The sequence below is a fragment of the Salinimicrobium sediminis genome, from assembly GCF_900215295.1.
GTDB classification, from domain to species: Bacteria; Bacteroidota; Bacteroidia; order Flavobacteriales; family Flavobacteriaceae; genus Salinimicrobium; species Salinimicrobium sediminis.
Genome location: NZ_OCMF01000004.1, coordinates 227,398 through 251,866, shown reverse-complemented (window position 1 = coordinate 251,866; position 24,469 = coordinate 227,398). Strand labels below are relative to the sequence as shown.

Here is a 24,469-nt window from a genome sequence, read left to right as displayed (position 1 = left end):
TCAGGATTCAAAATTCAAAATTGATTTGACAATGGATTTTCCGTCTCAATTCTCATATCTTATATCTCAATACTTTAACCAATTAACACAAATTTATTCCCGTGTCCTGTTACAAATAGATCCTATCTATTAAATTAGGGCATGGAAAGGAATAATGTTAGAAAAGGATTTGTTTTCAAAAGATATGAGGCAGAGGATATTCCTCCTTTTGATAAATTGTTTGAGATCTTCAAAGAGCTCATCACCCATACTTCGGGAGATTTTGATGAGGCCATAGAATGGCTGCGACAGCTGGATGTGGAATACCAACTTACCGACGAGAATTACACCATTGATGACTTCATCGAGGACCTGAAGAAGAAAGGTTACATCCGCGAGGAAATAGATCCCGACGGTAATGGCGGAATGGCAATTACTGCCAAGACCGAAAGAGCTATCAGGCAGCAGGCCCTCGACCAGATCTTCGGAAAATTGCGTAAAAGTCGCTCCGGAAATCACAATACCAAACAAGTGGGACTGGGGGATGAGCATACAGGAGAATTTAGGGATTATCATTTCGGTGATTCCCTGGACAAGATCTCCATGACCGAATCCCTTCGGAATGCACAGATCCAGCACGGAGCCGATGATTTTCGAATGACCGAAGATGACCTGGTGGTGGAGGAAACTCATCATAAGAGCCAGATGAGTACCGTACTTATGATCGACATTAGCCACAGTATGATCCTCTATGGAGAAGATCGAATCACGCCGGCAAAAAAAGTAGCCATGGCTCTGGCCGAGCTTATTACCACCCGCTATCCAAAAGATACTCTGGATATTCTGGTCTTTGGAAATGACGCCTGGAGGATTGAAATAAGTGATTTGCCTTATCTGCAGGTTGGCCCGTACCACACTAATACCGTCGCCGGACTAGAACTGGCTATGGATCTTTTGCGGCGGAAGAGGAATACTAATAAACAGATCTTTATGATCACCGACGGGAAACCCAGCTGCATCAGGGAACGCGACGGCGATTACTATATGAACAGCGTAGGTTTGGATCCCTACATCGTAGAGAAATGCTATAATGCGGCCAGCCAGGCGCGAAAGCTTCATATTCCAATTACCACCTTTATGATCGCCAGTGATCCTTACCTGGAGAGGTTTGTAAGGGAATTTACCCAGGCGAATCAGGGGAAGGCCTTCTTTACCGGGCTAAAAGGTCTCGGGGAAATGATTTTTGAAGATTACGAAACCAACCGCAAGAAAAGGATCAAAGGATAGGAGGGGCTAAAAATGCCTTTTGAACAAAATAATTTTTACTGAAGATATGAACGTACAAGAAATAAGAACTTTCGGTGCATTAAAAGCCGCAGATTATAAAAGCAGAAGTATAAAAGATGAATTAAGACAAAATCTGCTGAAAAAAATTAAGAATAACGAACCTACCTTTGAGGGGATCTACGGATATGAAAATACCGTTATTCCTGAACTGGAGCGTGCTATTCTCTCCAAACACAATATTAATTTACTCGGGCTCCGGGGTCAGGCAAAAACCAGGCTGGCCAGAATGATGGTCAACCTGCTGGATGAGTGGATACCGGTAGTAGAAGGTTCAGAGATCAATGATGATCCTTTTAATCCTATTTCCCGATATTCCAGGGAACTTCTGGAGGAGCAGGGAGATGAGACTCCTATTTCCTGGGTGCATCGCAAGGAACGTTTTTTTGAAAAACTTGCCACCCCGGATGTGACCGTAGCTGATATCATTGGGGATGTTGATCCAATAAAGGCAGCGAACCTAAAACTGAGCTACGCCGATGACCGGGTGATCCACTACGGAATGATCCCGCGGGCAAACCGTAGCATCTTTGTGATCAATGAACTTCCCGATCTACAGGCGAGAATTCAGGTGGCACTTTTCAATATCCTGCAGGAAGGAGATATCCAGATCCGCGGATTTAAGCTGAGGTTGCCGCTGGACATGCAGTTTGTGTTTACTGCAAATCCCGAAGATTATACCAACCGTGGAAGTATAGTTACTCCGCTAAAAGATCGTATCGGTTCCCAGATCCTCACTCATTACCCGATAGACCTTGACACTGCCAAAGCGATCACCCAGCAGGAGGCCAAACTGGATCCACAGCAAACAGAAATGGTGCACGTGCCCGAGCTGGCAAAAGACCTGCTGGAACAGATAAGCTTTGAAGCCCGCGATCATGAATATATCGATGCCCGCAGCGGGATCAGCGCCCGACTTGGCATTACCGCCTATGAAAACCTTATGAGTACGGCCGAACGCAGGGCTGTCAAAAATGACGAAAACAAGACGCTTCTAAGGTTCGGAGATTTTCTCGGTGTTATTCCTTCTATCACCGGAAAGATCGAACTGGTATATGAGGGAGAGCAGGAGGGAAGTGCCGTAGTTGCACAGGAACTTATTGGAGAAGCTGTAAAAACTTTATTCCCCACCATGTTCCCGAAGATCGAAAAGCTTCAGAAACCCGATGCCGAAGATCCCTACGCCGATATCGTGGAGTGGTTCTTCTCCGAAAGCGGATTTGAACTTTTAGATGAAACACCCGATGCTGAATATAAAGAAGCTTTGGATTCCATTCCTGCACTGGATAAATTAGTAAACAAATATCAGCCAAAGGTCTCTGAAGAGGATAAATATTTCCTCAAGGAGTTCGTGCTTTGGGGACTGGTTGAATATAAGAAGCTAAATAAATTCCGTTTTGCACAGGGCATGCAGTTCAAAGATATGTATGGAAGCTACATCGAAGGTTTAAGGAATAAAGAATAGGAAGAATCTAGAGTCTAGAAACTAGAACCTAGACTTTTTAAAACATCTTTTTAGCGACCTAAGTAGAACCTAAATAAAAACCCTTCGAAAATTTTTCGAAGGGTTCTATTTTTGGTCCAGTCTCTAGACTCTAGGTTCTAGTCTCTAAAAAATACCTATAAATGGATCACTTCCCCATAAGCATCGGCTACTGCTTCCATTACCGCTTCACTCATTGTTGGGTGTGGGTGGATAGCTTTTAGTACTTCATGGCCTGTGGTTTCCAATTTGCGTCCAAGAACGGCTTCAGCGATCATATCGGTTACGCCGGCTCCAATCATGTGGCAGCCCAACCATTCTCCGTACTTCGCGTCAAAGATCACTTTTACAAATCCATCAGGGGTACCGGCAGCTTTGGCTTTTCCGGAAGCTGAGAATGGAAATTTCCCAACCTTCAGCTCATATCCTGCTTCCTTAGCTTGTTTTTCGGTCATTCCCACTGAAGCAATTTCAGGAGAAGCATAAGTACATCCGGGGATGTTTCCGTAGTCAATTGGTTCTACATGCATTCCCTTGATCTTTTCTACACAAGTAATCCCTTCCGCAGAAGCAACGTGAGCAAGCGCAGGCCCTGCAACCACATCTCCAATTGCATAGATACCCTTAACATTGGTTTCGTAGTATTCGCTCACTAAGATCTTGTCCTTATCTGTCTTTATGCCTAATTCTTCAAGACCAATATTTTCAAGGTTAGATTTAATTCCAACGGCTGAAAGAACAACTTCGGCCTCAAGGGTTTCTTCTCCTTTTTTAGTTTTCACTTTAGCCTTAACAAGGTCTCCTGAAGTGTCAACACTTTCTACAGAAGAACTGGTCATTACCTTAATTCCTGCTTTTTTAAAGTTGCGCTCAAATTGCTTTGAGATCTCTTCGTCTTCAAGCGGCACCAGGTTTGGAAGGAATTCTACTATGGTAACATCAGTCCCCATGGTTTTATAGAAATGAGCGAACTCTACCCCAATCGCACCCGATCCTACTACGATCATGGATTTTGGCTGCTTCTCAAGGCTCATTGCCTGGCGATAACCAATTACTTTCTTTCCGTCCTGTGGCAGGTTAGGAAGTTCTCTTGAACGTGCCCCTGTTGCGATAATAATATGATCTGCAGAATATTCTGTTTTCTTATCGTCCTTATCTGTAACTTCGACTTTCTTGCCTTGCTTCAGTTTTCCGAAACCATTAATAACATCGATCTTGTTCTTTTTCATAAGGAACTGCACACCTTTGCTCATAGCATCTGCTACTCCGCGGCTGCGCTTGATCACTGCTCCAAAATCCTTATCGGCTTTTTCTACTTTTAGTCCGTAATCCTGGGCGTGGTTGAGGTATTCAAAAACCTGTGCACTTTTAAGAAGGGCTTTAGTGGGAATACATCCCCAGTTAAGGCAAACGCCACCAAGGCTTTCTTTTTCTATAACAGCGGTCTTAAAACCTAACTGTGACGCACGAATGGCAGTCACGTAGCCCCCGGGACCACTTCCTAAAACTATAACATCGTATTTACTCATTATTCGGAAATTTTTGTAACTGAAATTAAGACAGCGAATTTACGGAAATTAACCTGAAACCTAAAGTATAAGACTTCAGGAAATCCTTCATAAAATCACCTTTTTGGAAGAGTAGAAATAAAAAATTCCTTTCTCCCGGCGGGAAAAAGGAATTTTTTTTTAATGTTTTATGTTGATCCTATTCCAGAACTTCCATCACAGCCTCATAATCTGAAACATCCACTCCGGTATCCAGAGCAAAGTCTGAAGGCACTACGATAAACCTGAAGAACTGGTTTTGGGTAAATGCGCCATCGAGGGTTGAAAGATCAAAATTACCATCGATCAACAGTTCGATATCATCGGCAGTATGGTTGAATACATACTGAATGGTTCCTTCCTCTAAAAAAAAGTTTTGAGGGATCATGCTCCAGGTTTCGGTTCCGTCAACGACTTCGCGACGATAGACCAGGATGGCATCAGATTCGAAGACCTCAATTTCTGACGGAATGGTTATGACTGTGGCATAGAAATTCCCATCTTCAAAGTAAGCGAAATCTACATCTTCAAATTCGAAGGTCTGGCCGAGAATATTCACTCCCGGTTCACCCGGAGGTCCCGGTGGGCCCGGCTCATCACTGGAGCAGGAAGTTAAGGTAAATGCTATAAAGGCGAATAATAAGGATAATTTTTTCATGTTTATTTAGATTTTGATTCAAATTCTATACTGGCCGAATTTACGCAGTAGCGTTGTCCGGTTTCTGTTGGGCCGTCATCAAAGACATGACCCAGGTGACTCCCGCAATTGGCGCAGAGGATCTCGGTACGTATCATTCCAAAACTCCTGTCCTGCACATATTCTATAGTGCCTTCTATGGCGTCATCAAAGCTTGGCCAGCCGCAGTTGCTCTCAAATTTCTGATCGCTTTCAAAAAGCTTCGCATGGCAGGCGGCACAATGATATTCCCCGTCCTGGAAATGCAAATTATATTTTCCTGAATGTGGAGCTTCTGTACCTTTTTCCCGCAGTACCCGGTATTGTTCTTCAGAAAGTTCCTTTCGCCATTCAGACTCAGATCGTTCAAAGGGAAATTTTTTGACCATTTTTTATTTTTCTTTTAAAATTAAATAATAGAAGAGGTTTCCCTTCTTAAACTATTGGTAAACTTTGGTCTCAGCCGTGGGACTAATCCGCTTTGGGAATGAATTCCATGGCTACTCCATTGATACAATGACGTTTTCCTGTAGTTGCTTTAGGGCCGTCATTAAATACGTGTCCCAGGTGTCCGCCGCATTGGGCACATACCACTTCGGTGGCTGGATAACCTCCCGTACGATCGGGTCTGTAATCAACATTCTTTTCAGAAATGGGACGGTCAAAACTTGGCCAGCCGGTACCGCTATCGAATTTATGTTTGGTCTCATACAGCTCATTTCCGCAGGCTGCACAAACAAAGGTTCCGGGTTCTTCTATCTTGTTTAATTTACTGGAAAATGCTCTTTCCGTTCCTTTTTTTCGAAGTACCTGGAATTGTGCCGGACTCAGTTCTGCTTTCCATTCTGCTTCAGTTTTAGAAACGGGATATGTCTTTGCTTTTTTTGAATCCTGTGCTTTTCCCTCACAGCTTAGAACCAGAATTGAAAATATTGCCAGAAGTATTCTTCTCATGTTATTGTTTCCGAAGAAAAGTACAAGAACTATACCGAAAGAAATTGAATGATTTTATTAATTACTTCAGGATTCCCTAAAATGCGTCGATGTCCTAATCCTTCCGTAGTAAAGAGTTCACTGTTTTCCAGTTTTTCGTCGATTTCGTGGGCAGAGCTTATATGCACATCCACATCATCTTCATCATGGATCACTAAAGTAGGTACCTTTACACCTTCTGCAGAAACAGCTCCAGAGAGGGTATCCATGTCCACCTCAAATTTTTCATCAAAATAGCTCTTCATTTTTGCAGCTACTTTGTTATTCATTTTCATGTTGCGTGCAAATTCCTGAGTAATTTGGGTAACACTATTGGCGGTGCCAATGATCACAAGCTTTTGAACAGGCAGCCCGTTAGAAATGGCTTTAAGAGCAGACATTCCTCCCAGGGAATGTCCAATGACAGCTTCAAAAGGACCGTATTGCTTCTCTATGACCTCTATGGCCTCAATAAAGTGTGGCATCATAGACATTTTTCCCGGAGCCTTTCCATGGGCAGGGGCATCAAAGCTTACCACACTAAAGCCGGCCTTTAAGAGCTCCTCGGCCATTACTGCAAGTTGAGTGCCGCGGCCGCTCCAGCCATGGGCTAATAATATTTTTCTGGGGGAGTCTCCATATTCATAAACAACGATCTCTCTTTGATAATGGGGCAGCATTAGGGAAGTTTGTTTGCTCTCCCTGTCCATCTTTTTTTCCCTTTTTGGAAGTTTATATTTAAAGGGTGTAAGAAAAAGTTTTGCGGCAAATCTACTTGCCAAAAAGGGGGAGACTGCCGTTAGTATTTTTCCTGTTGCTAATATGTACGAAGGCACCAGCAGCCGTTGTACCGGAGTCTTATCTTTCTTTTGTTGAGTCATGGAATTTATAAAGCTGCAAGTTACAAATATGGATCATTTCAAGTGAAGCCTTTTTCCTTCAGTTATCATTTTGGCAGGTATTTTGTTAAACCTACTTTAAAGCTTCAAGTGGAGCGGGAGTGATTTAGTAACTTTAACAAAAATCCCATAATTATGAAACTTAGACAAATAACTATAGTGATCAGTTTTCTTCTGCTGTTGGCAGGATGTAAGACAAATCCTTTTACCGGAGAAAAAAATTTAAACTTTGTATCAAATTCCCAGATTTTTCCTGCTTCCTTTGAACAATATGATCAGGTATTGGCTCAGAGTAAAGTAGAAAGAGGAACTGCAGATGCCAGGATGATAGAGAATGTTGGGAGAAAAATTGCCGTGGCTGCAGAAAGATTCCTTGATGCCAATGGATATCAGGGATATCTACAGGGATATGACTGGGAGTTCTCACTTATTAAAGATGATGAACAGGTAAATGCCTGGGCTATGCCGGGTGGAAAAATTGCATTTTATACCGGGATCATGCCAATTGCTAAAAATGAAACCGGGGTGGCGGCCATCATGGCCCATGAGGTGGCTCACGCTGTAGCCGATCACGGAGCCCAACGTATGAGTGCCGCTCAGTTACAACAGGTAGGTGGTGCCGTAGTAGGAGCTGCCGTAGGTGGAAGAAGTGAAAGCACTCAGCAGATCATTGCCCAGGCTTATGGTTTAGGTACCAATCTAGGCGGTATGCTACCTTTTAGTAGAAGCCATGAATCCGAAGCCGATAGAATCGGGTTGACCTTAATGGCTATTGCGGGATATGATCCTGCCGAAGCTGCAAACCTGTGGAGAAGAATGCAACAAAACAGTGGAGGACAAGCTCCGCCGGAATTCCTTAGTACTCACCCTAATCCTCAAACCAGGATCAATAACATAGAAAAGTGGGCTCCCGAGGCAAAAGCTGAAGCCCGTAAATATGGAGTAACCTCCTTCCAGTAAAATAATTCGAAATAAACTGTAATTTTAGGAGCTGCCAATTTTGGCAGCTCTTTTAATTTTTACGCTATGCGCCACCTCCCAAAAGGAAGTAAAAAACTGCTTAATGCCTGGGCTTTTTATGATTGGGCAAATTCTGTTTACAGCCTCGTTATCGCCTCCACGATCTTTCCTATTTTTTACGCTGCTCTTACCGTTGTCAAAAATGATGCGGGAAAGGTCATTCAGGATACGGTAACGCTTTTCGGGATAGATTTTAATAATGATTCTCTTATTAGTTATGTAACGGCCCTCGCATTTCTGGTAGTAGCGATAATGAGTCCTTTTCTTTCGGGTATTGCCGATTACGTAGGCAATAAAAAGAATTTTTTAAAATTCTTTTGTTACCTCGGCGCTCTTTCCTGCATTGGGTTATACTGGTTTAATCTTGAAAATCTAATTTTTGGGCTCACCTGTTATTTCCTGGCCCTGGTGGGCTTTTGGGCAAGTCTGGTTTTTTACAATTCTTACCTCCCCGATATCGCTTTCCCCGAACAACAGGATAAGGTAAGCGCAAAAGGTTTTTCCCTGGGTTACATTGGCAGTGTGATCCTGCTTATCCTGTGCCTGTTGATGGTTCTTAATTATGAATGGTTTGGATTTGAAAGTGAAGCCATACCTACCCGGCTCTCTTTTGTGCTCACGGGAATATGGTGGATAGGCTTCAGCCAGATCACCTATTACTATCTGCCAAGGGGTAACAAAAAGCAGAAGCTCACAAAAGATGTCATGTTCAACGGTTTTAAAGAACTTAAAATGATCTGGAGATCCTTTGAGAATAATCCGCAGCTCAAAAAGTATCTTACCGCCTTTTTTGTCTACAGCATGGCAGTACAAACGGTGATGTTGATCGCTACCTATTTCGGAATAGAAGAAGTGAACTGGACGGGGCAGGATGCCACTAAAGGATTAATTGTAAGTATTCTTCTGATTCAGCTGGTAGCAGTGGCGGGAGCAACAATTACTTCCCGTCTCTCCTCAAAAATGGGAAATATTCAGACGCTTATCCTTGTAAACATTTTCTGGATCGGGATCTGTATTTATGCCTTTTTCGTGAAGACTCCCATGCAGTTTTATGTAGCCGCAGGGCTGGTGGGCCTGGTGATGGGCGGAATCCAGACCCTGTCGCGCTCCACCTATTCAAAAATGCTTCCCGAAGGCACTTTAGATACCACGAGTTACTTCAGTTTTTATGATGTTTCTGAAAAAATCGGAATCGTTATAGGAATGATGCTCTACGGAATGGTGACGCAGATCTTCGGAAGTATACGTTTCTCCATTTTATTCCTTACCGCCTTTTTTCTGGTAGGGGTCTTTCTATTGCTGAAGGTTCCCCGCACTGGAAAACTTGCAAAAAGAAAAGCGGCCTAAAAATACCCTTTTTGACACCCTGAGATGAAGGTTTTTTAGCCGCTGAACTTACTTTCTGTAAATAATCTAATTCTTGCTGATAGAACCGGATCCCATAGTCCTGAAGTCTTCTTTTTTAGGATTTCCACGATATTCAATATCTCCCGAACCCGGAGTGCTCGCTTTTAAGGATTCTGAAGCATATACCTGGACGTCACCGGAACCTGTTACAGTTACCCTGACATGTTGAGCTTTAAAATCAAAGGCACTGATGTCGCCGGAACCGGTTACCTTACAATTGAACTCTGTAGAGCTTCCCTTTAGATCTATGTCTCCGGAGCCTGTAATGCTTGCAGAAGTGTTTTCTGCCTGTACGGGTAGTTTTATATTTCCGGAACCTGTAACGCTAAGGGAAAAATCTTTTGTAGTGATCATATCTGAAGATCTTATGTCTCCCGAACCTGTTAGGCTAACAGCATCAAGATCTGTAAAGGGAACCGTGATGATGATATCACTGTTTCGGGATGGGTTAAGGGAATAACCTTTTTCAACAGAGATCTTCAGTTTTCCACCACTGACTTCGGTAGTAATATGTTGCTGCAGATTTTCTTCAGCTTCAACTTTAATATTTCCTTCGCGGCCTTTTATCAGGATCACGTCCATTGAGCCGGTAAGATCTACAGCATCATAATCTGAAACGTTCCTGGTTTGGGTAATAACATTTCCGTTGCCATTGATCTCCTTGGTTCCCTGCCACCATTGTGCCTGGGAGGCCGTTATACTAATAAAGGTAAGAAGGAGGGTAGTGAATAATTTTTTCATGATCTTTTAGTTTGAATGATTGATGTATTATTTTTTAGTCTACAAAAGTTACACTGCCGTAGCTTGAATCTATTCTTATTCGGCCCCCTGTATTTTCTGAAAGATGGTAGCCTGCGTAATAATTATCACCGCTGCTCTGGTTCCTTCTGTTTACTGTAAAGTTAGAATTATCTATGCCATTGACGCCGCCGTAGGAGGTATTTACTTCAAAACCAAAAGCTGCCTCCCTGTCATACCCAATTTTAATTCCGGTGTAATCACTGTTAATGTTCATTTCCTTAAAGCTTGGCATGATCTTCTGAATGCTAAGGGAGCCATAGTCCATATTGATATCCAAAGAACCATAGACTAACCCAAGCTTAATACCCAGATAATCCCCTTCGCCTTTGATATTTTTAAGCCTTTCCACTTTTAGGGATCCATAATCATTGTTAAAGCTTATGTTTTCAACCTTAAGGATATTAGAATCTGTGTAATCTGCATTGATATCAAGCGTACCCGCATCTTCAATAGTGAAATCAGAATAATCTGCGTTGATCTTTGCACGTTTTACATAGCCAATATTACTGTTTCGGGTGTAGTCGAAATCCAGTTCATTGTTATTTCCGTGAAGCTCTCCAATCATGATCTTTCCGTAGTCACAGGAGATCTTAGCGTCTCCTTTAAGATTATCAAGATTAATGCTTCCGTAGTCATTGGAAAGGTCAACTCTGTTGGTCACTGGTGCTTTGATCCGGTAATTGATCTCCATATTTACATTGCTGCTGCTTCCGCCAAAGAGCATGCTCCAGAAGGAATTGCTGGAATTCTTTTCCAAAATGGTCTTTGCTGATACAACTCCGCTGCTCTGGTCAAAAGCCACGTCAATCTCCTGCAGGCGTTTTTCTACTTTTTCCTCATCGTTGCCATTGGTTTTTACGATCACCTCGATCTCCACCCGGTTTTGATCCCAGGTGACCATATCGATATTTCCATAGCTGTTGTCGATCCTTAGCAGGTCATTGGCACCTACACGGAATTCTTTTTTGACGCGTTTTTGCTTGGTGTATTTACCTTTGAACTCACCTTCTGCGCAGGCTACTGCCGGCACTAGTAAAAAGAAGATAAATGCTTTATATAGTATTGTTTTCATGACTGTTGTTATTTAGGGTGTTTATAGTTTCTACTTTTTCTAAAACTGTTTGTAGCAGCTCAATTCTTTTTTGAAAATTGGTGATCATCGCATAGATCACCCGCTTATCCTGGCCGCTCTTGCCAAGGTCTTTTTCCAGATTTTCATAATCACTTTCCAGGATCTCCAGCTGTTTAAGAGCATCGGTAATTACAGCTTCAGTTTCGGGAGATTTCTCATCTTCAAGAGCTGCCAGTTCTCTTTTTATAACTGAAGAATAAAAATCCTGTGTTTGTTTCATTTCGGGAGAAACATTTGCCAGCTCCTGTTGTTGTGAAAAGGGATTGGCAAAGTTGCCCTGGAACAGCAGGAAGGCAACAAGGAAACTTGCTGCTATCGCAAGCCCCGGCATCCACAGGTTTATCAATCCATTATGGCTTGCCCGTTTTTTTTGTGGCTGTTGCTTTCTCAGTTTTTCGCGAAACCGTTCTTCGTGTTCTGCTGAAGGTTCTGCGATATCGAAATCCAGCCCTTCAAAAAGGTCTTTTAAATCGTTATCAGTTTTCATAGCTCAGTAATTTGGTGCGCAGGCTTTCTTTAGCCCTTGAAATGGTTGTTCTGCAGTTAGCGTAGGTAATATTCAGGATCTCACATATTTCTTCATAATCATAGCCCTCTATTAAATGTAGGGTTAAGGCCACGCGATAATTTTCTTTTAAGGTTTGCATGGTCTTTAAGATCATTTTTACTTTTGGATTCTGCCCTTCTTCTTCAGAAGCTATTCCGCCGTCTTCTTCAACTGCATGTTTAAACTCGTCGTGGTACTGTACTTCCTGGTATTTCGTATTCCTGTTGTATACGCTTATACTTTGGTTCACAACGATCTTTTTAATCCATGCCCCGAAGGTGGAGGTACCTTCAAAAGAATCAAGATTTTTAAAAGCCTTTAGAAAGCACTCCTGCATGATGTCTTCGGCTTCTGCCGAATCTTTCACTATACGAAAGGCAACGTTATACATGGCCTTACTGTATTTATTGTAAACTTTCATCTGGGCCCGCTCGTCACCTTTGCGGCATTTTTCCAAAAGCTCATCAATATGTGTGGTGGTTAGTGTCAAAATATTAATGCTTTATAGTAAAGATTAGTGGAAAGGTAAATTGTTACAGTTTGGAGAAAAATTTCTTTAAATTTTTTTGAGTACGTTGGCATAACAATTGAAATAATGCACGTAGATTAAGCATTAACTGCTTAGTTTTCAATATAAATAGGTGCTGTTAAGCAGCTTTAAATATAAAGATATAATAACTGCAGTGACAGTTTGACTTAAAATTAGATATGGGCAGAACAAAATATACAGATCTTGACAGTCTGTCATTTCAGGGAATCGATGAAGATGCAGAATTAATTCCCTTAATGACTCCGGAAGATGAAGAAGAAATAAACAAGGAAGATTTACCCGAAGTTTTACCTATCCTCCCTCTGCGGAATACCGTTTTATTCCCCGGGGTGGTTATTCCTATTACCGCCGGGCGTGATGCTTCCATAAAGTTGATCAACGAAGCCAATAACGGCAGTAAAGTTATTGGGGTGGTCTCTCAAAAGGATGAAAAAGTTGAAAATCCTACCGCGACTGATATCAATAAGATTGGAGTCGTTGCGAGAATCCTTAGGGTGCTTAAAATGCCAGATGGAAACACTACTGTTATTATTCAGGGGAAGAAACGCTTCGAGATCAATGAGGTGATTTCCGAAAAGCCTTTTTTAAAGGCGAAGATCATTGAGGTGCCGGAAGCACGTCCTGCAAAGGATAATGATGAATTCAGCGCGATCATTGAATCCATAAAAGATCTGGCTTTACAGATCATTAAGAATAGTCCTAATATTCCTTCGGAAGCTTCTTTTGCAATTCAGAATATTGAAAGTCCTTCCTTCCTTATCAATTTCGTGTCTTCCAACATGAATCTTTCTGTTGATGAAAAACAGAAATTATTGGAAACAAATGATTTAAAGGACCGTGCGCTTGCCACCTTGAAATTTATGAATATGGAGTACCACAAGCTGGAACTCAAAAATGATATTCAGAGCAGGGTACAAAGCGATATGAGTCAGCAACAGCGGGAGTATTTCTTACACCAGCAAATGAAGACCATTCAGGAAGAACTCGGAGGGGTATCTCATGAAGGAGAAGTAGAGGAGATGCGGGCCCGGGCCAAGAAAAAGAAATGGGACGAGAAGATTAAGGAACATTTCAATAAGGAACTGGCCAAGATGCAGCGAATGAATCCGCAGGTGGCCGAATATTCCATACAGCGAAATTACCTGGACCTTTTCCTGGAATTGCCATGGGATGAATTCAGCAAGGATAAATTCGATCTAAAACGCGCACAAAGGATTCTGGATCGAGATCACTACGGTCTTGAAGATGTGAAGGAAAGGATCATTGAATATTTGGCTGTACTTAAGATCAGGAATGATATGAAGTCACCTATCCTGTGTTTGTACGGACCTCCGGGAGTTGGTAAGACCAGTCTTGGTCGTTCTATTGCCGAAGCTTTAGGAAGGGAATATGTTAGGGTTTCCCTTGGAGGATTAAGAGATGAGGCCGAAATAAGAGGGCACAGAAAAACCTATATAGGGGCTATGCCCGGCAGGATTATTCAGTCTATAAAGAAAGCAGGCACCAGTAATCCTGTGTTTGTTCTGGATGAGATAGATAAATTGAGTATAGGGCATTCGGGAGATCCTTCCTCAGCTTTACTGGAGGTGTTGGATCCCGAACAAAACAGTGAATTCCACGATAACTTCCTGGAAATGCCTTACGACCTCTCAAAGGTGATGTTTATTGCCACGGCAAATAACCTTAGCCCTATTCAGCCTGCCTTGAGAGACAGGATGGAGATCATAAATGTGAACGGTTATACCATTGAAGAGAAAGTGGAGATTGCCAGACAACATCTGCTTCCGAAGCAATTAAAAGAGCACGGGTTGACCAAAGAGCATCTTAAAATAGGTAAGAAGCAACTTGAGAAAATTGTTGAAGGGTATACCCGTGAATCGGGAGTACGTAGCCTCGAGAAGCAGATCGCAAAAATGGTGCGTTATGCTGCCAAAAATATTGCGATGGAGGAGAAATACAATATTAAGATCAAAGAGGCAGATATTTTAGAAGTCCTTGGAAGTCCAAAAATGGAAAGGGATAAATATGAGGACAATGAAACTGCCGGAGTGGTAACAGGACTTGCCTGGACATCGGTGGGAGGTGATATCCTCTTTATCGAATCCATACTTTCAAAAGGTAAGGGCTCTCTTAATATTACCGGGAACCTTGGAAAGGTGATGAAAGAATCGGCCACCATTGCTCTTGAGTATATAAAAGGTAATGCCGAAGAATTAGGTATAGATCCGGAGATCATGGAAAAGTACAATGTGCACATTCACGTGCCCGAAGGTGCTACTCCTAAAGACGGGCCAAGTGCCGGGATCACGATGTTGACTTCTCTGGTTTCTCTTTTCACACAGAGAAAAGTGAAAAAGAATATCGCAATGACGGGGGAGATCACCCTGCGTGGAAAAGTACTGCCTGTTGGCGGGATCAAAGAAAAGATCCTGGCTGCAAAACGTGCTCATGTGAAAGAGATCATTTTGTGTGAAGAGAATAAACGCGATATAGAAGAGATCAAGGAGGAGTACCTTAAAGGTCTTACCTTCCACTATGTGAAGGAAATGGGAGAAGTCATAAAACTGGCCCTCCTGGATGAAAAGGTAAAGAATCCGAAGAAACTATAATTGTAGAATAACAGACAAAGACCCCGGAAAAACCTTCCGGGGTTTTTTATTGGGTGTATGTTCTGTAAAGTGCAACTTGATTCCTTATTTTTGCACTCCTACACCAGAAAGGATTTACATGGCAAAAAGAATAACCATAGCGATAGACGGATTTTCATCAACCGGTAAAAGTACCGTAGCCAAGCAGCTGGCAAAGGAACTGGGTTATGTATATGTAGATACCGGAGCCATGTACAGGGCCGTTACACTTTATGCGCTAAGACGGGAATTTATTGCTGAAGGTCATTTTGATCCTCATGCTCTTATTGCTGAATTGCCTCTCATTTCCCTGAAATTTATCTTCAATCCCGACAAAGGTTTTGGCGAAATGTATCTCAATGACGAGAACGTGGAGCAGGAGATAAGACAAATGCAGGTTTCACAGTTTGTAAGTAAGGTAGCCGCAATTCCCGAAGTTCGGGAGATGCTTGTAGCACAACAACAGGAAATGGGTAAAGGCAAAGGTATTGTGATGGACGGCCGGGACATAGGTACTGTCGTTTTCCCTGATGCCGAACTCAAAATATTTATGACTGCCACTGCCGACGAACGTGCGCAAAGGCGTTATTTAGAACTAAAGGAGAGAGGTGAAAATGTCACTTTTGAAGAGGTGCTGGAAAATGTGGAGGAAAGAGACCTTTTAGACACCACAAGAAAAGACTCTCCCCTGGTAAAAGCCGAAGACGCTAAAGAAATAGATAATTCCCACCTTACCCTTGCCGGCCAGTTCGAAAAGATCCTGGAGCTTTTCAAAGAAGCAATAAACAATTAGCAATTTGCAAATTCCAAATCACAAGCACCAAATTCCAATTTTCCTGATTTGAAGATTTGACATTAAGATTTGAAAATCTGCGCTTATCTGCGAGATCAGCGGGAAAAATTCCAGGCTTCAGTGGCAACAAAAATCGGACATCGAACATTCGAACCGGCTTCGACTATTCGGCTATCGCCGGCTCAGCCTGACAGAACTAAAAGTCCAGTTCACAGGGTTCAGTCTTCAGAAATAAAAATAATTAGACCGACATCGCCTTCATTTCGACTTGCAACCTGCAACCTGCAACAGCCAACTTCTGACAACCATTTTTCTGATAATTGTTTATTGTTTATTGACAATTGAATAAAATAGTTGTATTTTTGCGCTCCTTTTAGCAATAGGTCGGAAGACTAAAAGGGTTGAAAATCAATATTATAAACACTTCTGTGTTCTTTTATTGCAAACATCTTCCGGAAGAATACAGGATACAAATTAATTATCAGCAATGGCTGAAGAAAACAAAAATCAAGAAGTTCAGGGTTCTGAAAACGCTGAAATTCAACCAGTAGCAGGTATGGAGACAGCCTCTCAACCTGATGCGGCTGTACAGCAACAAGATCCTGAGCAATTCTTAAAGGAATTCAACTGGCACAACTACGAAGAAGGAATTGATCCTATCGACGATCAAAAGCTGGAAGAATTTGAGAAGCTTGTAGCAGAAAATTTCGTTGACACTTTACATGATGAAGTAGTTACCGGAACAGTGATCAACCTGACAGATCGTGATGCGATCATCGACATTAATGCGAAAAGTGAAGGTGTAATTTCTCTTAACGAGTTCCGTTACAACCCCGATCTTAAAGTAGGAGATGAGGTAGAAGTATTGATCGATGTACGCGAAGATGCTACAGGACAGTTGATCCTTTCTCACCGTAAGGCTCGTGTGATCAAAGCATGGGATCGTGTGAACAAAGCACATGATGAAAGCCTTATCGTGAATGGATATGTGAAGTGCCGTACAAAAGGTGGTATGATCGTAGACGTATTTGGAATTGAAGCTTTCCTTCCTGGTTCACAGATCGATGTGAAACCAATCAGGGATTACGATGCATATGTTGGAAAAACAATGGAATTCAAAGTGGTTAAGATCAACCACGAATTCAAGAACGTTGTTGTTTCTCACAAAGCGCTTATCGAAGCAGATATCGAAGAGCAGAAAAAAGAAATTATCGGGCAGCTTGAAAAAGGTCAGGTACTTGAAGGTACTGTTAAGAACATCACTTCTTACGGTGTATTCGTTGACCTTGGAGGTGTTGATGGACTTATCCACATTACCGATCTTAGCTGGTCAAGAATCAACCATCCAAATGAGATCGTTGAACTTGATCAAAAACTGAACGTTGTTATCCTTGACTTTGATGAGGCTAAAACAAGAATTCAGTTAGGTCTTAAGCAACTTAGCAAACACCCATGGGAAGCTCTTGACGAGAACCTTAAAGTTGGTGACAAAGTAAAAGGTAAAGTAGTTGTAATCGCAGATTACGGTGCATTTATCGAAGTTGCTGAAGGTGTTGAAGGTCTTATCCACGTTTCTGAAATGTCATGGAGTACTCACCTGCGCTCAGCTCAGGACTTCGTAAACGTTGGAGATGAGGTTGAAGCACAAATCCTTACTTTAGATCGTGAAGACAGAAAAATGTCTCTTGGTATCAAGCAATTGACTCCAGATCCATGGACTGATATCACTTCTAAGTATCCTGTTGGTTCAAGACATACCGGTATCGTTCGTAACTTCACTAACTTCGGAGTATTCGTTGAGTTAGAAGAAGGTATCGACGGACTTATTTATATCTCAGACCTTTCATGGACTAAGAAGATCAAGCATCCATCAGAATTTACTAACGTAGGTGATAAACTTGAGGTAGTAGTTCTTGAACTTGATGTTGAAGGCCGTAAATTAAGTCTTGGTCATAAGCAAACCGAATCTAACCCATGGGATAAATACGAAACTGACTTCGCTGTAGGAACTACTCACACAGCTGCAATTACAGAGATCGTTGACAAAGGTGCGACTATCGACTTTAACGAAGATATCACTGCATTCGTTCCGCAACGTCACCTTGAAAAAGAAGACGGAAGCAAATTGAAGCAGGGAGAAACTGCAGAATTCCAGATCATTGAGTTCAACAAAGAATTCAAGAGAGTGGTAGCATCTCACACTGCCATTCACAAGGAAGAAGAGCAGCAGATCGTTAAGCAGGCTCAAAAGAAAGCAGCAGCTCAACAGGCACAGGACAAAACCACTATTGGTGATGTGAATGCCGAGCTTCAGGCTCTTAAAGACAGAATGGAAGGGAAATCATAATCCTGTCATTCTTTTAAATATGAAAACCTCCTTAGGAAACTAAGGAGGTTTTTTTTGTCTGGGCGTTTCGGAAAACCGTTTGCAGAATTTCTGCGGAAGGTGTAACTTAAGGGAAACCAAAACCAGTTATGTCAAGAACAATACTTTTTAAAAATCGTCCTGCAGGAAAACCGTCAAAATCTGATTTTGAACTCCTTGAGGAAGAAGATCCAAAACCAAAAGAAGGTGAGCTTCTTCTTAAATCTCTTTATATTTCTGTAGATCCTTATCTCCGCGGAAGAATGCGGAATGAAAAATCCTATATTCCGCCATTTGAACTCAATCAACCGGTAGAATCTATGGTCGTGGCCGAAGTGTTGGAATCTCATAATCACAACTTCAAAAAAGGAGAATTTGTTTCGGGAATGCTAAAATGGAAAGAGTTACAAATCTCCAACGGTACTGGCTTGAATAGGGTGGACCGTGACCTGGCGCCATTACCGGCTTTTCTTGGAGTGCTGGGATTGACGGGACTTACCGCTTACCTGGGGCTTGAGAAGATCGGAAAACTAAGGGCAGGAGAGACGCTTGTTGTTTCGGGAGCTGCCGGGGCTGTGGGAAGCATTGTCGGGCAGATAGGTAAGATTAAGGGATGTATGGTGGTAGGAATTGCCGGTAGCGATGAGAAAATTGATCATATCGAAGATAAATTCGGTTTTGACAAAGGAATCAATTACAATAAGACCGATGATATGGCTCAGGCCATCAGGGAAATTTGTACCGACGGGGTGGATGTATATTTTGATAATGTTGGGGGAGAGATCCTCGATGCTGTTTTACAGAATATAAATAAAGATGCCCGCATTATTAACTGTGGTGCAATCTCTCTATATAATGAAACCGAAGTGCCAACAGGACCACGGCCGGAAGGTCTTCTTATAAAAAATACTGCTTTGATGCAGGGATTTCTGGTAAGGGATCACGTAAAGGACTTCGGAAGGGCATTACAGCAACTTTCTGCCTGGTTACAGGAAGATAACCTGGAATATGATGAAACCATTGCAGATGGCTTTGAAAAACTTCCTGAAGCTTTTATTGGGCTCTTTGAAGGCAGAAATGTGGGAAAAATGATTGTTAAGGTTTAAAGTTTAAGGTTCAAGGTCTAAAGTTCAAGGTTAAAGGTTCATCAGAATAACCGTACTTACTAATGACGGATAACCGACAACGGAGAACCATCAACTGAGAACTCAGAACCGGCAACCGGGAACAGGCAACAGTATCAGCCCAAATACTCTTTACCCTGAAGGATCTGTTCAAGGATCTTTTCGTATACTTCAAGATCTTTGCTGCTGTAGAGCACAAAAACTATATTTTTGAGGTGCTTTATTTCGGTAATTTTCCCGATGATGGTTGTAATAGCAACCCTGGCAGCCTCTTCTATGGGATAGCCAAAAATTCCGGTGGAAATAGCAGGAAAAGCTATAGAGGGAAGGCGATGCTCTTCAGCAAGATCGAGCGCATTGGAATAACAGTTTGCGAGTAATTCGGCTTCAGGTTTGTCTTTTCCGTAAACAGGTCCCAGGCAGTGGATCACGTATCTATTCGGAAGCTCAAAAGCTCCGGTAATTACTGCTTCTCCCGGTTCAAGAGGTCCCAGCGGCACTGCTTCTTTTTCCAACTGTGGACCCGCAGCTTTATGGATAGCTCCTGCCACTCCGCCGCCGGTTTGCAACCGGGCATTGGCAGCATTGACCACTGCCTCGCAATCTTTCTGACGGGTGATATCTCCCTTTCGCAGCTCTATAGTGACTCCTGAAATCTTCCTTTTCATATCCTTCTAAAATAACAAAAAAGATTCAATTTCCTGTTTAAGCTGATTTTAGTCATATTTGAAAATTTCCTTTTGTGGTAATTTACAGGGGCAAATATTTTAATTATGAAAGATAAAGTAGTCATTATTACAGGTGCTGCCTCAGGAATTGGAGAGGCCGCAGCGCTTCTTTTTGGAAAAGAAGGAGCTAAAGTGGTAGTATCAGATATAAATACTCAAACAGGGGAGGAAGTCGTTAAACGGATCCAAAAAGCCGGCGGCACCGCCAGCTTCTTTAAGGCAGATGTTGCCTCGGCAGCCGAAAACAAATCACTTGTCGATTATGCCGTTAAAACCTATGGAAAACTGGATATTGCTGTAAACAACGCCGGAATTGGCGGAGAAGCCAATAAAATTTCTGAAATGTCCCTGGAAGGCTGGCATAGAGTGATCGATATCAATATGCATAGCGTTTTCTATGGCATGAAATATCAAATCGAGGCGATGCTGAAACATGGACATGGAAGTATCGTCAATATTGCATCTATCCTGGGTAGTGTGGGTTTTGAGGGCTCTGCAGGATATGTAGCAGCCAAACATGCCGTGGTTGGGATGACAAAAACAGCAGCCATGGAATATTCTTCTCAGGGTATCAGAATAAATGCTGTGGGTCCCGGATTTATAGATACTCCTCTTCTGGATCAACTTGATGACGAGATCAAAAAACATTTGGTCTCCCTGCACCCTATAGGTCGCCTGGGAAGAAGCAATGAGGTCGCAGAATTGATCCTTTGGCTGGGCAGCGATAAAGCCTCATTCGCTACAGGAAGTTATTACCCCATTGATGGAGGATACCTGGCCAGGTAAACCGAAGTACGAAACCAGAAGGACGAAGTTAGTAGTAAAAGTTAGGATCAAAAAAAGAGTCCATTCCTGTGGAATAGACTCTTTAATTATATAAAACATTTTCTGATCACTGACCACTGATCACTGACCACTTAAAAACTATCGTCTTCCTCTGTTCCTGTTATTATTCCTGTTTCTCTGTTGAGGGGCAGCAGGTGCAGGTTGTGCGTTCAGGTCCATGGGAAATGGATGTTCATCAATTACCGGGATCTTTATGGAAGCTAGTTTTTCTATATCCTTAAGTTCTTTGCGCTCATCGGCGGCACAAAAGGAGATGGCAACCCCGTCGTTTCCTGCACGACCTGTTCGGCCAATCCTGTGCACATAAGTTTCAGGTACATTAGGAAGATCAAAATTAAAGACGTGCGTAAGTTCATCTATATCAATTCCGCGGGCGGCAATATCTGTAGCTACAAGAACATTCAGATTTCCGTTCTTAAAGTTCTTAAGAGCGTTTTGACGTGCATTCTGACTTTTATTACCATGAATTGCTGCAGAACTAATCTTGGCTTTATCTAAGAATCGCGCAACCTTATCGGCACCGTGTTTGGTGCGGGTAAAGACAAGTGCGTTGTCAATTCCATTGGTTTGCAGTAAATGAAGCAAAAGTTTCCTTTTGTCCGGCTTATTGGTGAAGTAAACCCGTTGCTGAATTTTATCAACCGTTGAGGACGGGGGAGTAACCTCGATCTTAACAGGGTTCTTCAGCATCATTTTAGCCAGCTCCTGAATTTCTTCGGGCATGGTAGCCGAAAAGAAAAGCGTTTGCCTCTTCTCCGGAATGCTTTTGATCACCTTTTTTACGTCATGAATAAAGCCCATATCCAACATCCTATCGGCCTCGTCAAGAACGAAGATCTGCAGTTGCTTCAGGTTAATGAAGCCCTGGTTCATAAGGTCAAGCAGTCGTCCCGGGGTGGCAACAAGAATGTCCACTCCGCGTTTTAGCTGTTGAGTCTGGGAATTCTGTGATACTCCGCCAAAAATGACTGCATGGCTTAATTTGGTATGTTTTCCGTAGGCCGCAAGGCTTTCGTCAATCTGGATTGCGAGTTCGCGGGTTGGTGTAAGAATAAGAGCCTTGATCCCTCTGTGGGAAGCGTTCTTTTCACTTAAGAGCTGAAGTATTGGCAAGCCAAAGGCAGCTGTTTTTCCTGTTCCGGTTTGGGCAACGCCCAGTAAGTCTTTACCTGAAAGTACTACTGGAATTGCTTGTGTTTGAATGGGAGTGGGAGTAGTATATCCCTGAGTGTCGAGTGCCTTCAAAAGGACCTCATCTAAATCTAATTTTTTAAAAGACATTAATGTATATTATGTGAAATGCTGGAAAAGACGTTGCATTTTCTATAAACAGCTGTTTATTTTTTTCATTCTGAACCGGCTTACAACCTGCCGTGTTTTCATGTAAAGAAGTTGGCAAAGATAAGCTTTTTATCTGCCGGTATTACAAAAGGCAATAACCGGGCCGAATACCTGCATGAACTAAATGATCTCGATCTTGTATTTATTGAGCAGTCCCTGCAGGTTATGTGTGGAAAACTTTGCTCCTGTAATGATGTTGTTTTCAGGATCTATGCTGAAGTGTTCTGCAGTGCTGAAATCGGCTTTTTCCAGCCGGGTGTTATAGAAGATAGTCCCGCTTAGGTCACTGTGGTCAAAGGTTGCGCCAGTAAGGTCTGCGTCAGAAAGATCTACTTCCTGTAATCTGCAGCTTTTAAAAAAGGTATTTTTTAGCTTCAGTTTAAAAAATGAAGAATAATTAAGTATACAGTTTTCAAAAAAGAATGAAAGGAGAAAACTGCTGCATTTATCAAAGCTTAAGCCAAGCATTTTACAATCTGTGAAGGTAACTTCACGCAAACTGCATCCGGTAAGATCTGCATTACTTAACTCACAGTGTTCAAAAGAACATTCCGAAAAGGTCATTTTTGAGAACTTAGTGCCGGAAAAGCTACACTTCCTGAAAAGGCAATTTTCATATTCCCCTTGAGGCAAGTCTGCAGTTGAATAATCTATGGATATAAATTCCCGGTCCTGGAATAATGCGTCGGACATGTATTAGCAGCCTTTCCCTTTTCCGTCTTTGCAGTTTTTAGATTCTGCAACCAGGTAGGCGATGCTACCGCCAAGGTCGATCTTAAGAGTGGTAGAGCCAAAGTCTGAAGCCAGGCGTTTTTTTCCGTTAAGCACCAGCTCATTAAAGCCGCTGATAGTAAAAGTCCTGGTCTTCTTGTCGTACACGATCTTATCGGCTTTTTCAATTTCCACAATTGAAGTGGTGAAATGTACATTGCCTTTAAATTCTACGATTTGCTTGTCGCTTCTCACCACACTCTGGTCGCCCGAGAAGAATACATCTTTGCTTTCAAAGGTCACGGGAGCTTCCTGTGCCATCACTTCAACACCAAGGAACATTACAAAAAGCAAAACAAAAATTTTCATGATCTTAATCTTTGAGACGAGCACAAGGTATTAATTTTCTGTTAACTGCCATCAACTTTTTATTGAAAATTTTGGCAGAATTCTTGACTTATATTTGTAGTAATTAGAGTTGAGAAAGCCTGAATTACTGTAATTTTATTGGAAGAATTCCTGTTGGTTATAAGTCGATTTTTTCACGCTTTTGGCCATGAAATTTTCCACAGGTTATTGGTCTTCGAAGACAAAGAGATTAATTGAAAACACATGAAGTTTATTTCTGAACATGGTTTCGTTTTGGCATTGTTAACAGGTCTGTGCATTTTGTTGCTGGTATCCTGTGACCAACCTGATAGTCTTGCTTCCAACGTGGCTATGGAAGAGCCTATGCTTCAGGAAGAACTGCCTGCACATCCACAAAAATTACCGGTGATCATCACTTACCATCTGGACAGTATCACCACTTCCGAAGGGGTAGATACATTTCAGCAGAAATTCTCAGAAGATGCCAAAAAGATCATTTTTGCACTTAACCGTATGGACCCTGAAAGACTTAAAGCGGGAATTAAACTTGTCATTCCCGATACGATTACTGCTAACTTTTTAGATTATTCCCCATTTCCCTCAAACTTTGAAATGCTTGAAAAGATTCCTAAGACAGTGCTTATTTCGAGAAGAGTGCAGGCATTTGGATTATATGAAGAAGGTAGGCTGGTGCGGTGGGGACCGGTGAGTTCGGGAAAAAGATCTACTCCAACTCCGGCCGGACTTTTTTATGGAAACTATAAAGCAAAAAGGAAAATTAGTACGGTAAACGGTTCATGGATCATGCCTTACTACTTCAATTTCATGAACTATTACGGGGTGGGTGTGCACCAGTATGCTATGCCGGGTTATCCCGCCAGCCATGCCTGTGTGAGGCTTTATCACGACGATGCCTATTTTATATACAATTGGGCAGAACAGTGGCAACTGGAATCGGGAGGCAGAGAGATTACCAGAAACGGAACGCCTTTTATGGTCTTCGGAGATTACGATTTTGAAAAATCTGCACCCTGGTTAGGTTTGGCAGAGAATTACAATTCAAACTACCTCACTGCAGAAGAAATGGGGATTTTAAAAGGCTATGTGGAATTGTACTTTAAAGATAACAGGAATTTTGCGCCGCCGGCATCTTCAGAAAAAATTCTTTCGGTTGCCCCTAAAGAAGGCCTTGAGACGATAAGATAAAA

At 42.2% G+C, this 24,469-nt stretch carries 23 protein-coding genes; 10 read left to right on the top strand and 13 right to left on the bottom strand.

Features of this window, described 5'->3' with window-relative positions:
- Positions 1-141 precede the first annotated feature (141 nt).
- Both CRO16_RS14030 and CRO16_RS14025 read left to right on the top strand, forming a co-directional pair.
- Positions 142-1,266 (top strand): vWA domain-containing protein, encoded by a 1,125-nt coding sequence (locus CRO16_RS14030; protein WP_097057022.1) that lies wholly within the window; start codon positions 142-144, stop codon positions 1,264-1,266.
- Between the two features lie 46 nt (positions 1,267-1,312).
- A complete protein-coding gene (locus tag CRO16_RS14025; RefSeq protein ID WP_097057021.1) occupies positions 1,313-2,788 on the top strand; it encodes a sigma 54-interacting transcriptional regulator in 1,476 nt (491 codons plus the stop codon).
- 155 nt (positions 2,789-2,943) lie between these two features.
- On the opposite strand, the gene lpdA is transcribed toward CRO16_RS14025, so the two are convergent.
- The 5 genes from lpdA to CRO16_RS14000 all read right to left on the bottom strand — a co-directional run bounded on the left by lpdA (position 2,944) and on the right by CRO16_RS14000 (position 6,882).
- Entirely contained in the window at positions 2,944-4,335 is a 1,392-nt protein-coding gene (gene lpdA / locus CRO16_RS14020) for a dihydrolipoyl dehydrogenase (protein WP_097057020.1), read from the bottom strand.
- Positions 4,336-4,513: 178 nt separating this feature from the next.
- Positions 4,514-5,011, bottom strand: a complete 498-nt coding sequence (locus CRO16_RS14015) for a dihydrolipoamide dehydrogenase (RefSeq protein ID WP_097057019.1) — start codon at positions 5,009-5,011, stop codon at positions 4,514-4,516.
- 2 nt (positions 5,012-5,013) lie between these two features.
- Entirely contained in the window at positions 5,014-5,418 is a 405-nt protein-coding gene (gene msrB / locus CRO16_RS14010; protein ID WP_097057018.1) for a peptide-methionine (R)-S-oxide reductase MsrB, read from the bottom strand.
- Between the two features lie 82 nt (positions 5,419-5,500).
- On the bottom strand, positions 5,501-5,983 hold the full coding sequence (gene msrB, locus CRO16_RS14005; protein ID WP_097057017.1) for a peptide-methionine (R)-S-oxide reductase MsrB: 483 nt from the start codon (positions 5,981-5,983) through the stop codon (positions 5,501-5,503).
- Positions 5,984-6,012: 29 nt separating this feature from the next.
- Positions 6,013-6,882, bottom strand: a complete 870-nt coding sequence (locus CRO16_RS14000; RefSeq protein ID WP_097057016.1) for an alpha/beta fold hydrolase — start codon at positions 6,880-6,882, stop codon at positions 6,013-6,015.
- A 153-nt stretch (positions 6,883-7,035) separates the two neighbouring features.
- Here CRO16_RS14000 and CRO16_RS13995 point away from each other — a divergent pair, with 153 nt between their 5' ends.
- Complete coding sequence (locus CRO16_RS13995) at positions 7,036-7,860, top strand: M48 family metallopeptidase (protein WP_097057015.1); 825 nt, start codon at positions 7,036-7,038, stop codon at positions 7,858-7,860.
- 66 nt (positions 7,861-7,926) lie between these two features.
- Positions 7,927-9,267 carry an MFS transporter gene (locus CRO16_RS13990; protein ID WP_097057014.1) on the top strand — a complete coding sequence of 447 codons (1,341 nt, stop codon included), beginning with the start codon at positions 7,927-7,929 and terminating at the stop codon, positions 9,265-9,267.
- A 66-nt stretch (positions 9,268-9,333) separates the two neighbouring features.
- On the opposite strand, the gene CRO16_RS13985 is transcribed toward CRO16_RS13990, so the two are convergent.
- Genes CRO16_RS13985 through CRO16_RS13970 form a run of 4 tightly spaced genes read right to left on the bottom strand, consistent with a single transcriptional unit; the run spans position 9,334 to position 12,297 of the window.
- Complete coding sequence (locus tag CRO16_RS13985) at positions 9,334-10,068, bottom strand: head GIN domain-containing protein (protein WP_097057013.1); 735 nt, start codon at positions 10,066-10,068, stop codon at positions 9,334-9,336.
- Positions 10,069-10,102: 34 nt separating this feature from the next.
- Positions 10,103-11,200, bottom strand: a complete 1,098-nt coding sequence (locus CRO16_RS13980; RefSeq protein WP_097057012.1) for a hypothetical protein — start codon at positions 11,198-11,200, stop codon at positions 10,103-10,105.
- Positions 11,181-11,747 carry a hypothetical protein gene (locus tag CRO16_RS13975; RefSeq protein WP_097057011.1) on the bottom strand — a complete coding sequence of 189 codons (567 nt, stop codon included), beginning with the start codon at positions 11,745-11,747 and terminating at the stop codon, positions 11,181-11,183. The genes CRO16_RS13980 and CRO16_RS13975 overlap by 20 nt, the downstream gene beginning before the upstream one ends.
- Positions 11,737-12,297 (bottom strand): RNA polymerase sigma factor, encoded by a 561-nt coding sequence (locus CRO16_RS13970; RefSeq protein ID WP_097057010.1) that lies wholly within the window; start codon positions 12,295-12,297, stop codon positions 11,737-11,739. The genes CRO16_RS13975 and CRO16_RS13970 overlap by 11 nt, the downstream gene beginning before the upstream one ends.
- Positions 12,298-12,515: 218 nt before the next feature.
- On the opposite strand from CRO16_RS13970, the gene lon reads away from it, so the two are divergent.
- The 4 genes from lon to CRO16_RS13950 all read left to right on the top strand — a co-directional run bounded on the left by lon (position 12,516) and on the right by CRO16_RS13950 (position 19,248).
- A complete protein-coding gene (lon, locus tag CRO16_RS13965) occupies positions 12,516-14,966 on the top strand; it encodes an endopeptidase La (protein WP_097057009.1) in 2,451 nt (816 codons plus the stop codon).
- A gap of 118 nt (positions 14,967-15,084) precedes the next feature.
- Positions 15,085-15,777, top strand: a complete 693-nt coding sequence (gene cmk / locus CRO16_RS13960; protein ID WP_097057008.1) for a (d)CMP kinase — start codon at positions 15,085-15,087, stop codon at positions 15,775-15,777.
- Positions 15,778-16,264: 487 nt separating this feature from the next.
- The gene (gene rpsA / locus CRO16_RS13955) at positions 16,265-18,124 is read left to right on the top strand and encodes a 30S ribosomal protein S1 (protein ID WP_097057007.1); all 1,860 of its coding nucleotides are present in this window, start codon (positions 16,265-16,267) and stop codon (positions 18,122-18,124) included.
- Positions 18,125-18,252: 128 nt separating this feature from the next.
- Positions 18,253-19,248 (top strand): NADP-dependent oxidoreductase, encoded by a 996-nt coding sequence (locus CRO16_RS13950; RefSeq protein WP_097057006.1) that lies wholly within the window; start codon positions 18,253-18,255, stop codon positions 19,246-19,248.
- Positions 19,249-19,382: 134 nt separating this feature from the next.
- Here the strand turns inward: CRO16_RS13950 and CRO16_RS13945 are convergent, their stop codons facing one another.
- Positions 19,383-19,934: a macro domain-containing protein gene (locus CRO16_RS13945; protein ID WP_097057005.1), complete on the bottom strand. Its 552-nt coding sequence runs from the start codon at positions 19,932-19,934 to the stop codon at positions 19,383-19,385.
- Between the two features lie 105 nt (positions 19,935-20,039).
- Between CRO16_RS13945 and CRO16_RS13940 the strand changes: the two genes are divergently transcribed.
- Positions 20,040-20,780, top strand: a complete 741-nt coding sequence (locus CRO16_RS13940; protein WP_179670552.1) for an SDR family NAD(P)-dependent oxidoreductase — start codon at positions 20,040-20,042, stop codon at positions 20,778-20,780.
- Positions 20,781-20,918: 138 nt separating this feature from the next.
- Here CRO16_RS13940 and CRO16_RS13935 read toward each other — a convergent pair whose 3' ends face one another.
- The 3 genes from CRO16_RS13935 to CRO16_RS13925 form a co-directional block, all read right to left on the bottom strand.
- A complete protein-coding gene (locus tag CRO16_RS13935) occupies positions 20,919-22,121 on the bottom strand; it encodes a DEAD/DEAH box helicase (protein WP_097057003.1) in 1,203 nt (400 codons plus the stop codon).
- 180 nt (positions 22,122-22,301) lie between these two features.
- On the bottom strand, positions 22,302-22,874 hold the full coding sequence (locus CRO16_RS13930; RefSeq protein WP_097057002.1) for a pentapeptide repeat-containing protein: 573 nt from the start codon (positions 22,872-22,874) through the stop codon (positions 22,302-22,304).
- Between the two features lie 3 nt (positions 22,875-22,877).
- Positions 22,878-23,261 (bottom strand): hypothetical protein, encoded by a 384-nt coding sequence (locus CRO16_RS13925; protein ID WP_097057001.1) that lies wholly within the window; start codon positions 23,259-23,261, stop codon positions 22,878-22,880.
- 243 nt (positions 23,262-23,504) lie between these two features.
- Between CRO16_RS13925 and CRO16_RS13920 the strand changes: the two genes are divergently transcribed.
- Positions 23,505-24,467, top strand: a complete 963-nt coding sequence (locus CRO16_RS13920; RefSeq protein WP_097057000.1) for a L,D-transpeptidase — start codon at positions 23,505-23,507, stop codon at positions 24,465-24,467.
- Positions 24,468-24,469: the final 2 nt, after the last annotated feature.

Coding starts and splice junctions, on each gene's coding strand:
- CRO16_RS14030 (WP_097057022.1), top strand. CDS start 142: ATGGAAAGGAATAATGTTAGAAAAGGATTTGTTTTCAAAAGATATGAG.
- CRO16_RS14025 (WP_097057021.1), top strand. CDS start 1,313: ATGAACGTACAAGAAATAAGAACTTTCGGTGCATTAAAAGCCGCAGAT.
- lpdA (WP_097057020.1), bottom strand. CDS start 4,335: ATGAGTAAATACGATGTTATAGTTTTAGGAAGTGGTCCCGGGGGCTAC.
- CRO16_RS14015 (WP_097057019.1), bottom strand. CDS start 5,011: ATGAAAAAATTATCCTTATTATTCGCCTTTATAGCATTTACCTTAACT.
- msrB (WP_097057018.1), bottom strand. CDS start 5,418: ATGGTCAAAAAATTTCCCTTTGAACGATCTGAGTCTGAATGGCGAAAG.
- msrB (WP_097057017.1), bottom strand. CDS start 5,983: ATGAGAAGAATACTTCTGGCAATATTTTCAATTCTGGTTCTAAGCTGT.
- CRO16_RS14000 (WP_097057016.1), bottom strand. CDS start 6,882: ATGACTCAACAAAAGAAAGATAAGACTCCGGTACAACGGCTGCTGGTG.
- CRO16_RS13995 (WP_097057015.1), top strand. CDS start 7,036: ATGAAACTTAGACAAATAACTATAGTGATCAGTTTTCTTCTGCTGTTG.
- CRO16_RS13990 (WP_097057014.1), top strand. CDS start 7,927: ATGCGCCACCTCCCAAAAGGAAGTAAAAAACTGCTTAATGCCTGGGCT.
- CRO16_RS13985 (WP_097057013.1), bottom strand. CDS start 10,068: ATGAAAAAATTATTCACTACCCTCCTTCTTACCTTTATTAGTATAACG.
- CRO16_RS13980 (WP_097057012.1), bottom strand. CDS start 11,200: ATGAAAACAATACTATATAAAGCATTTATCTTCTTTTTACTAGTGCCG.
- CRO16_RS13975 (WP_097057011.1), bottom strand. CDS start 11,747: ATGAAAACTGATAACGATTTAAAAGACCTTTTTGAAGGGCTGGATTTC.
- lon (WP_097057009.1), top strand. CDS start 12,516: ATGGGCAGAACAAAATATACAGATCTTGACAGTCTGTCATTTCAGGGA.
- cmk (WP_097057008.1), top strand. CDS start 15,085: ATGGCAAAAAGAATAACCATAGCGATAGACGGATTTTCATCAACCGGT.
- rpsA (WP_097057007.1), top strand. CDS start 16,265: ATGGCTGAAGAAAACAAAAATCAAGAAGTTCAGGGTTCTGAAAACGCT.
- CRO16_RS13950 (WP_097057006.1), top strand. CDS start 18,253: ATGTCAAGAACAATACTTTTTAAAAATCGTCCTGCAGGAAAACCGTCA.
- CRO16_RS13945 (WP_097057005.1), bottom strand. CDS start 19,934: ATGAAAAGGAAGATTTCAGGAGTCACTATAGAGCTGCGAAAGGGAGAT.
- CRO16_RS13940 (WP_179670552.1), top strand. CDS start 20,040: ATGAAAGATAAAGTAGTCATTATTACAGGTGCTGCCTCAGGAATTGGA.
- CRO16_RS13935 (WP_097057003.1), bottom strand. CDS start 22,121: ATGTCTTTTAAAAAATTAGATTTAGATGAGGTCCTTTTGAAGGCACTC.
- CRO16_RS13930 (WP_097057002.1), bottom strand. CDS start 22,874: ATGTCCGACGCATTATTCCAGGACCGGGAATTTATATCCATAGATTAT.
- CRO16_RS13925 (WP_097057001.1), bottom strand. CDS start 23,261: ATGAAAATTTTTGTTTTGCTTTTTGTAATGTTCCTTGGTGTTGAAGTG.
- CRO16_RS13920 (WP_097057000.1), top strand. CDS start 23,505: ATGAAGTTTATTTCTGAACATGGTTTCGTTTTGGCATTGTTAACAGGT.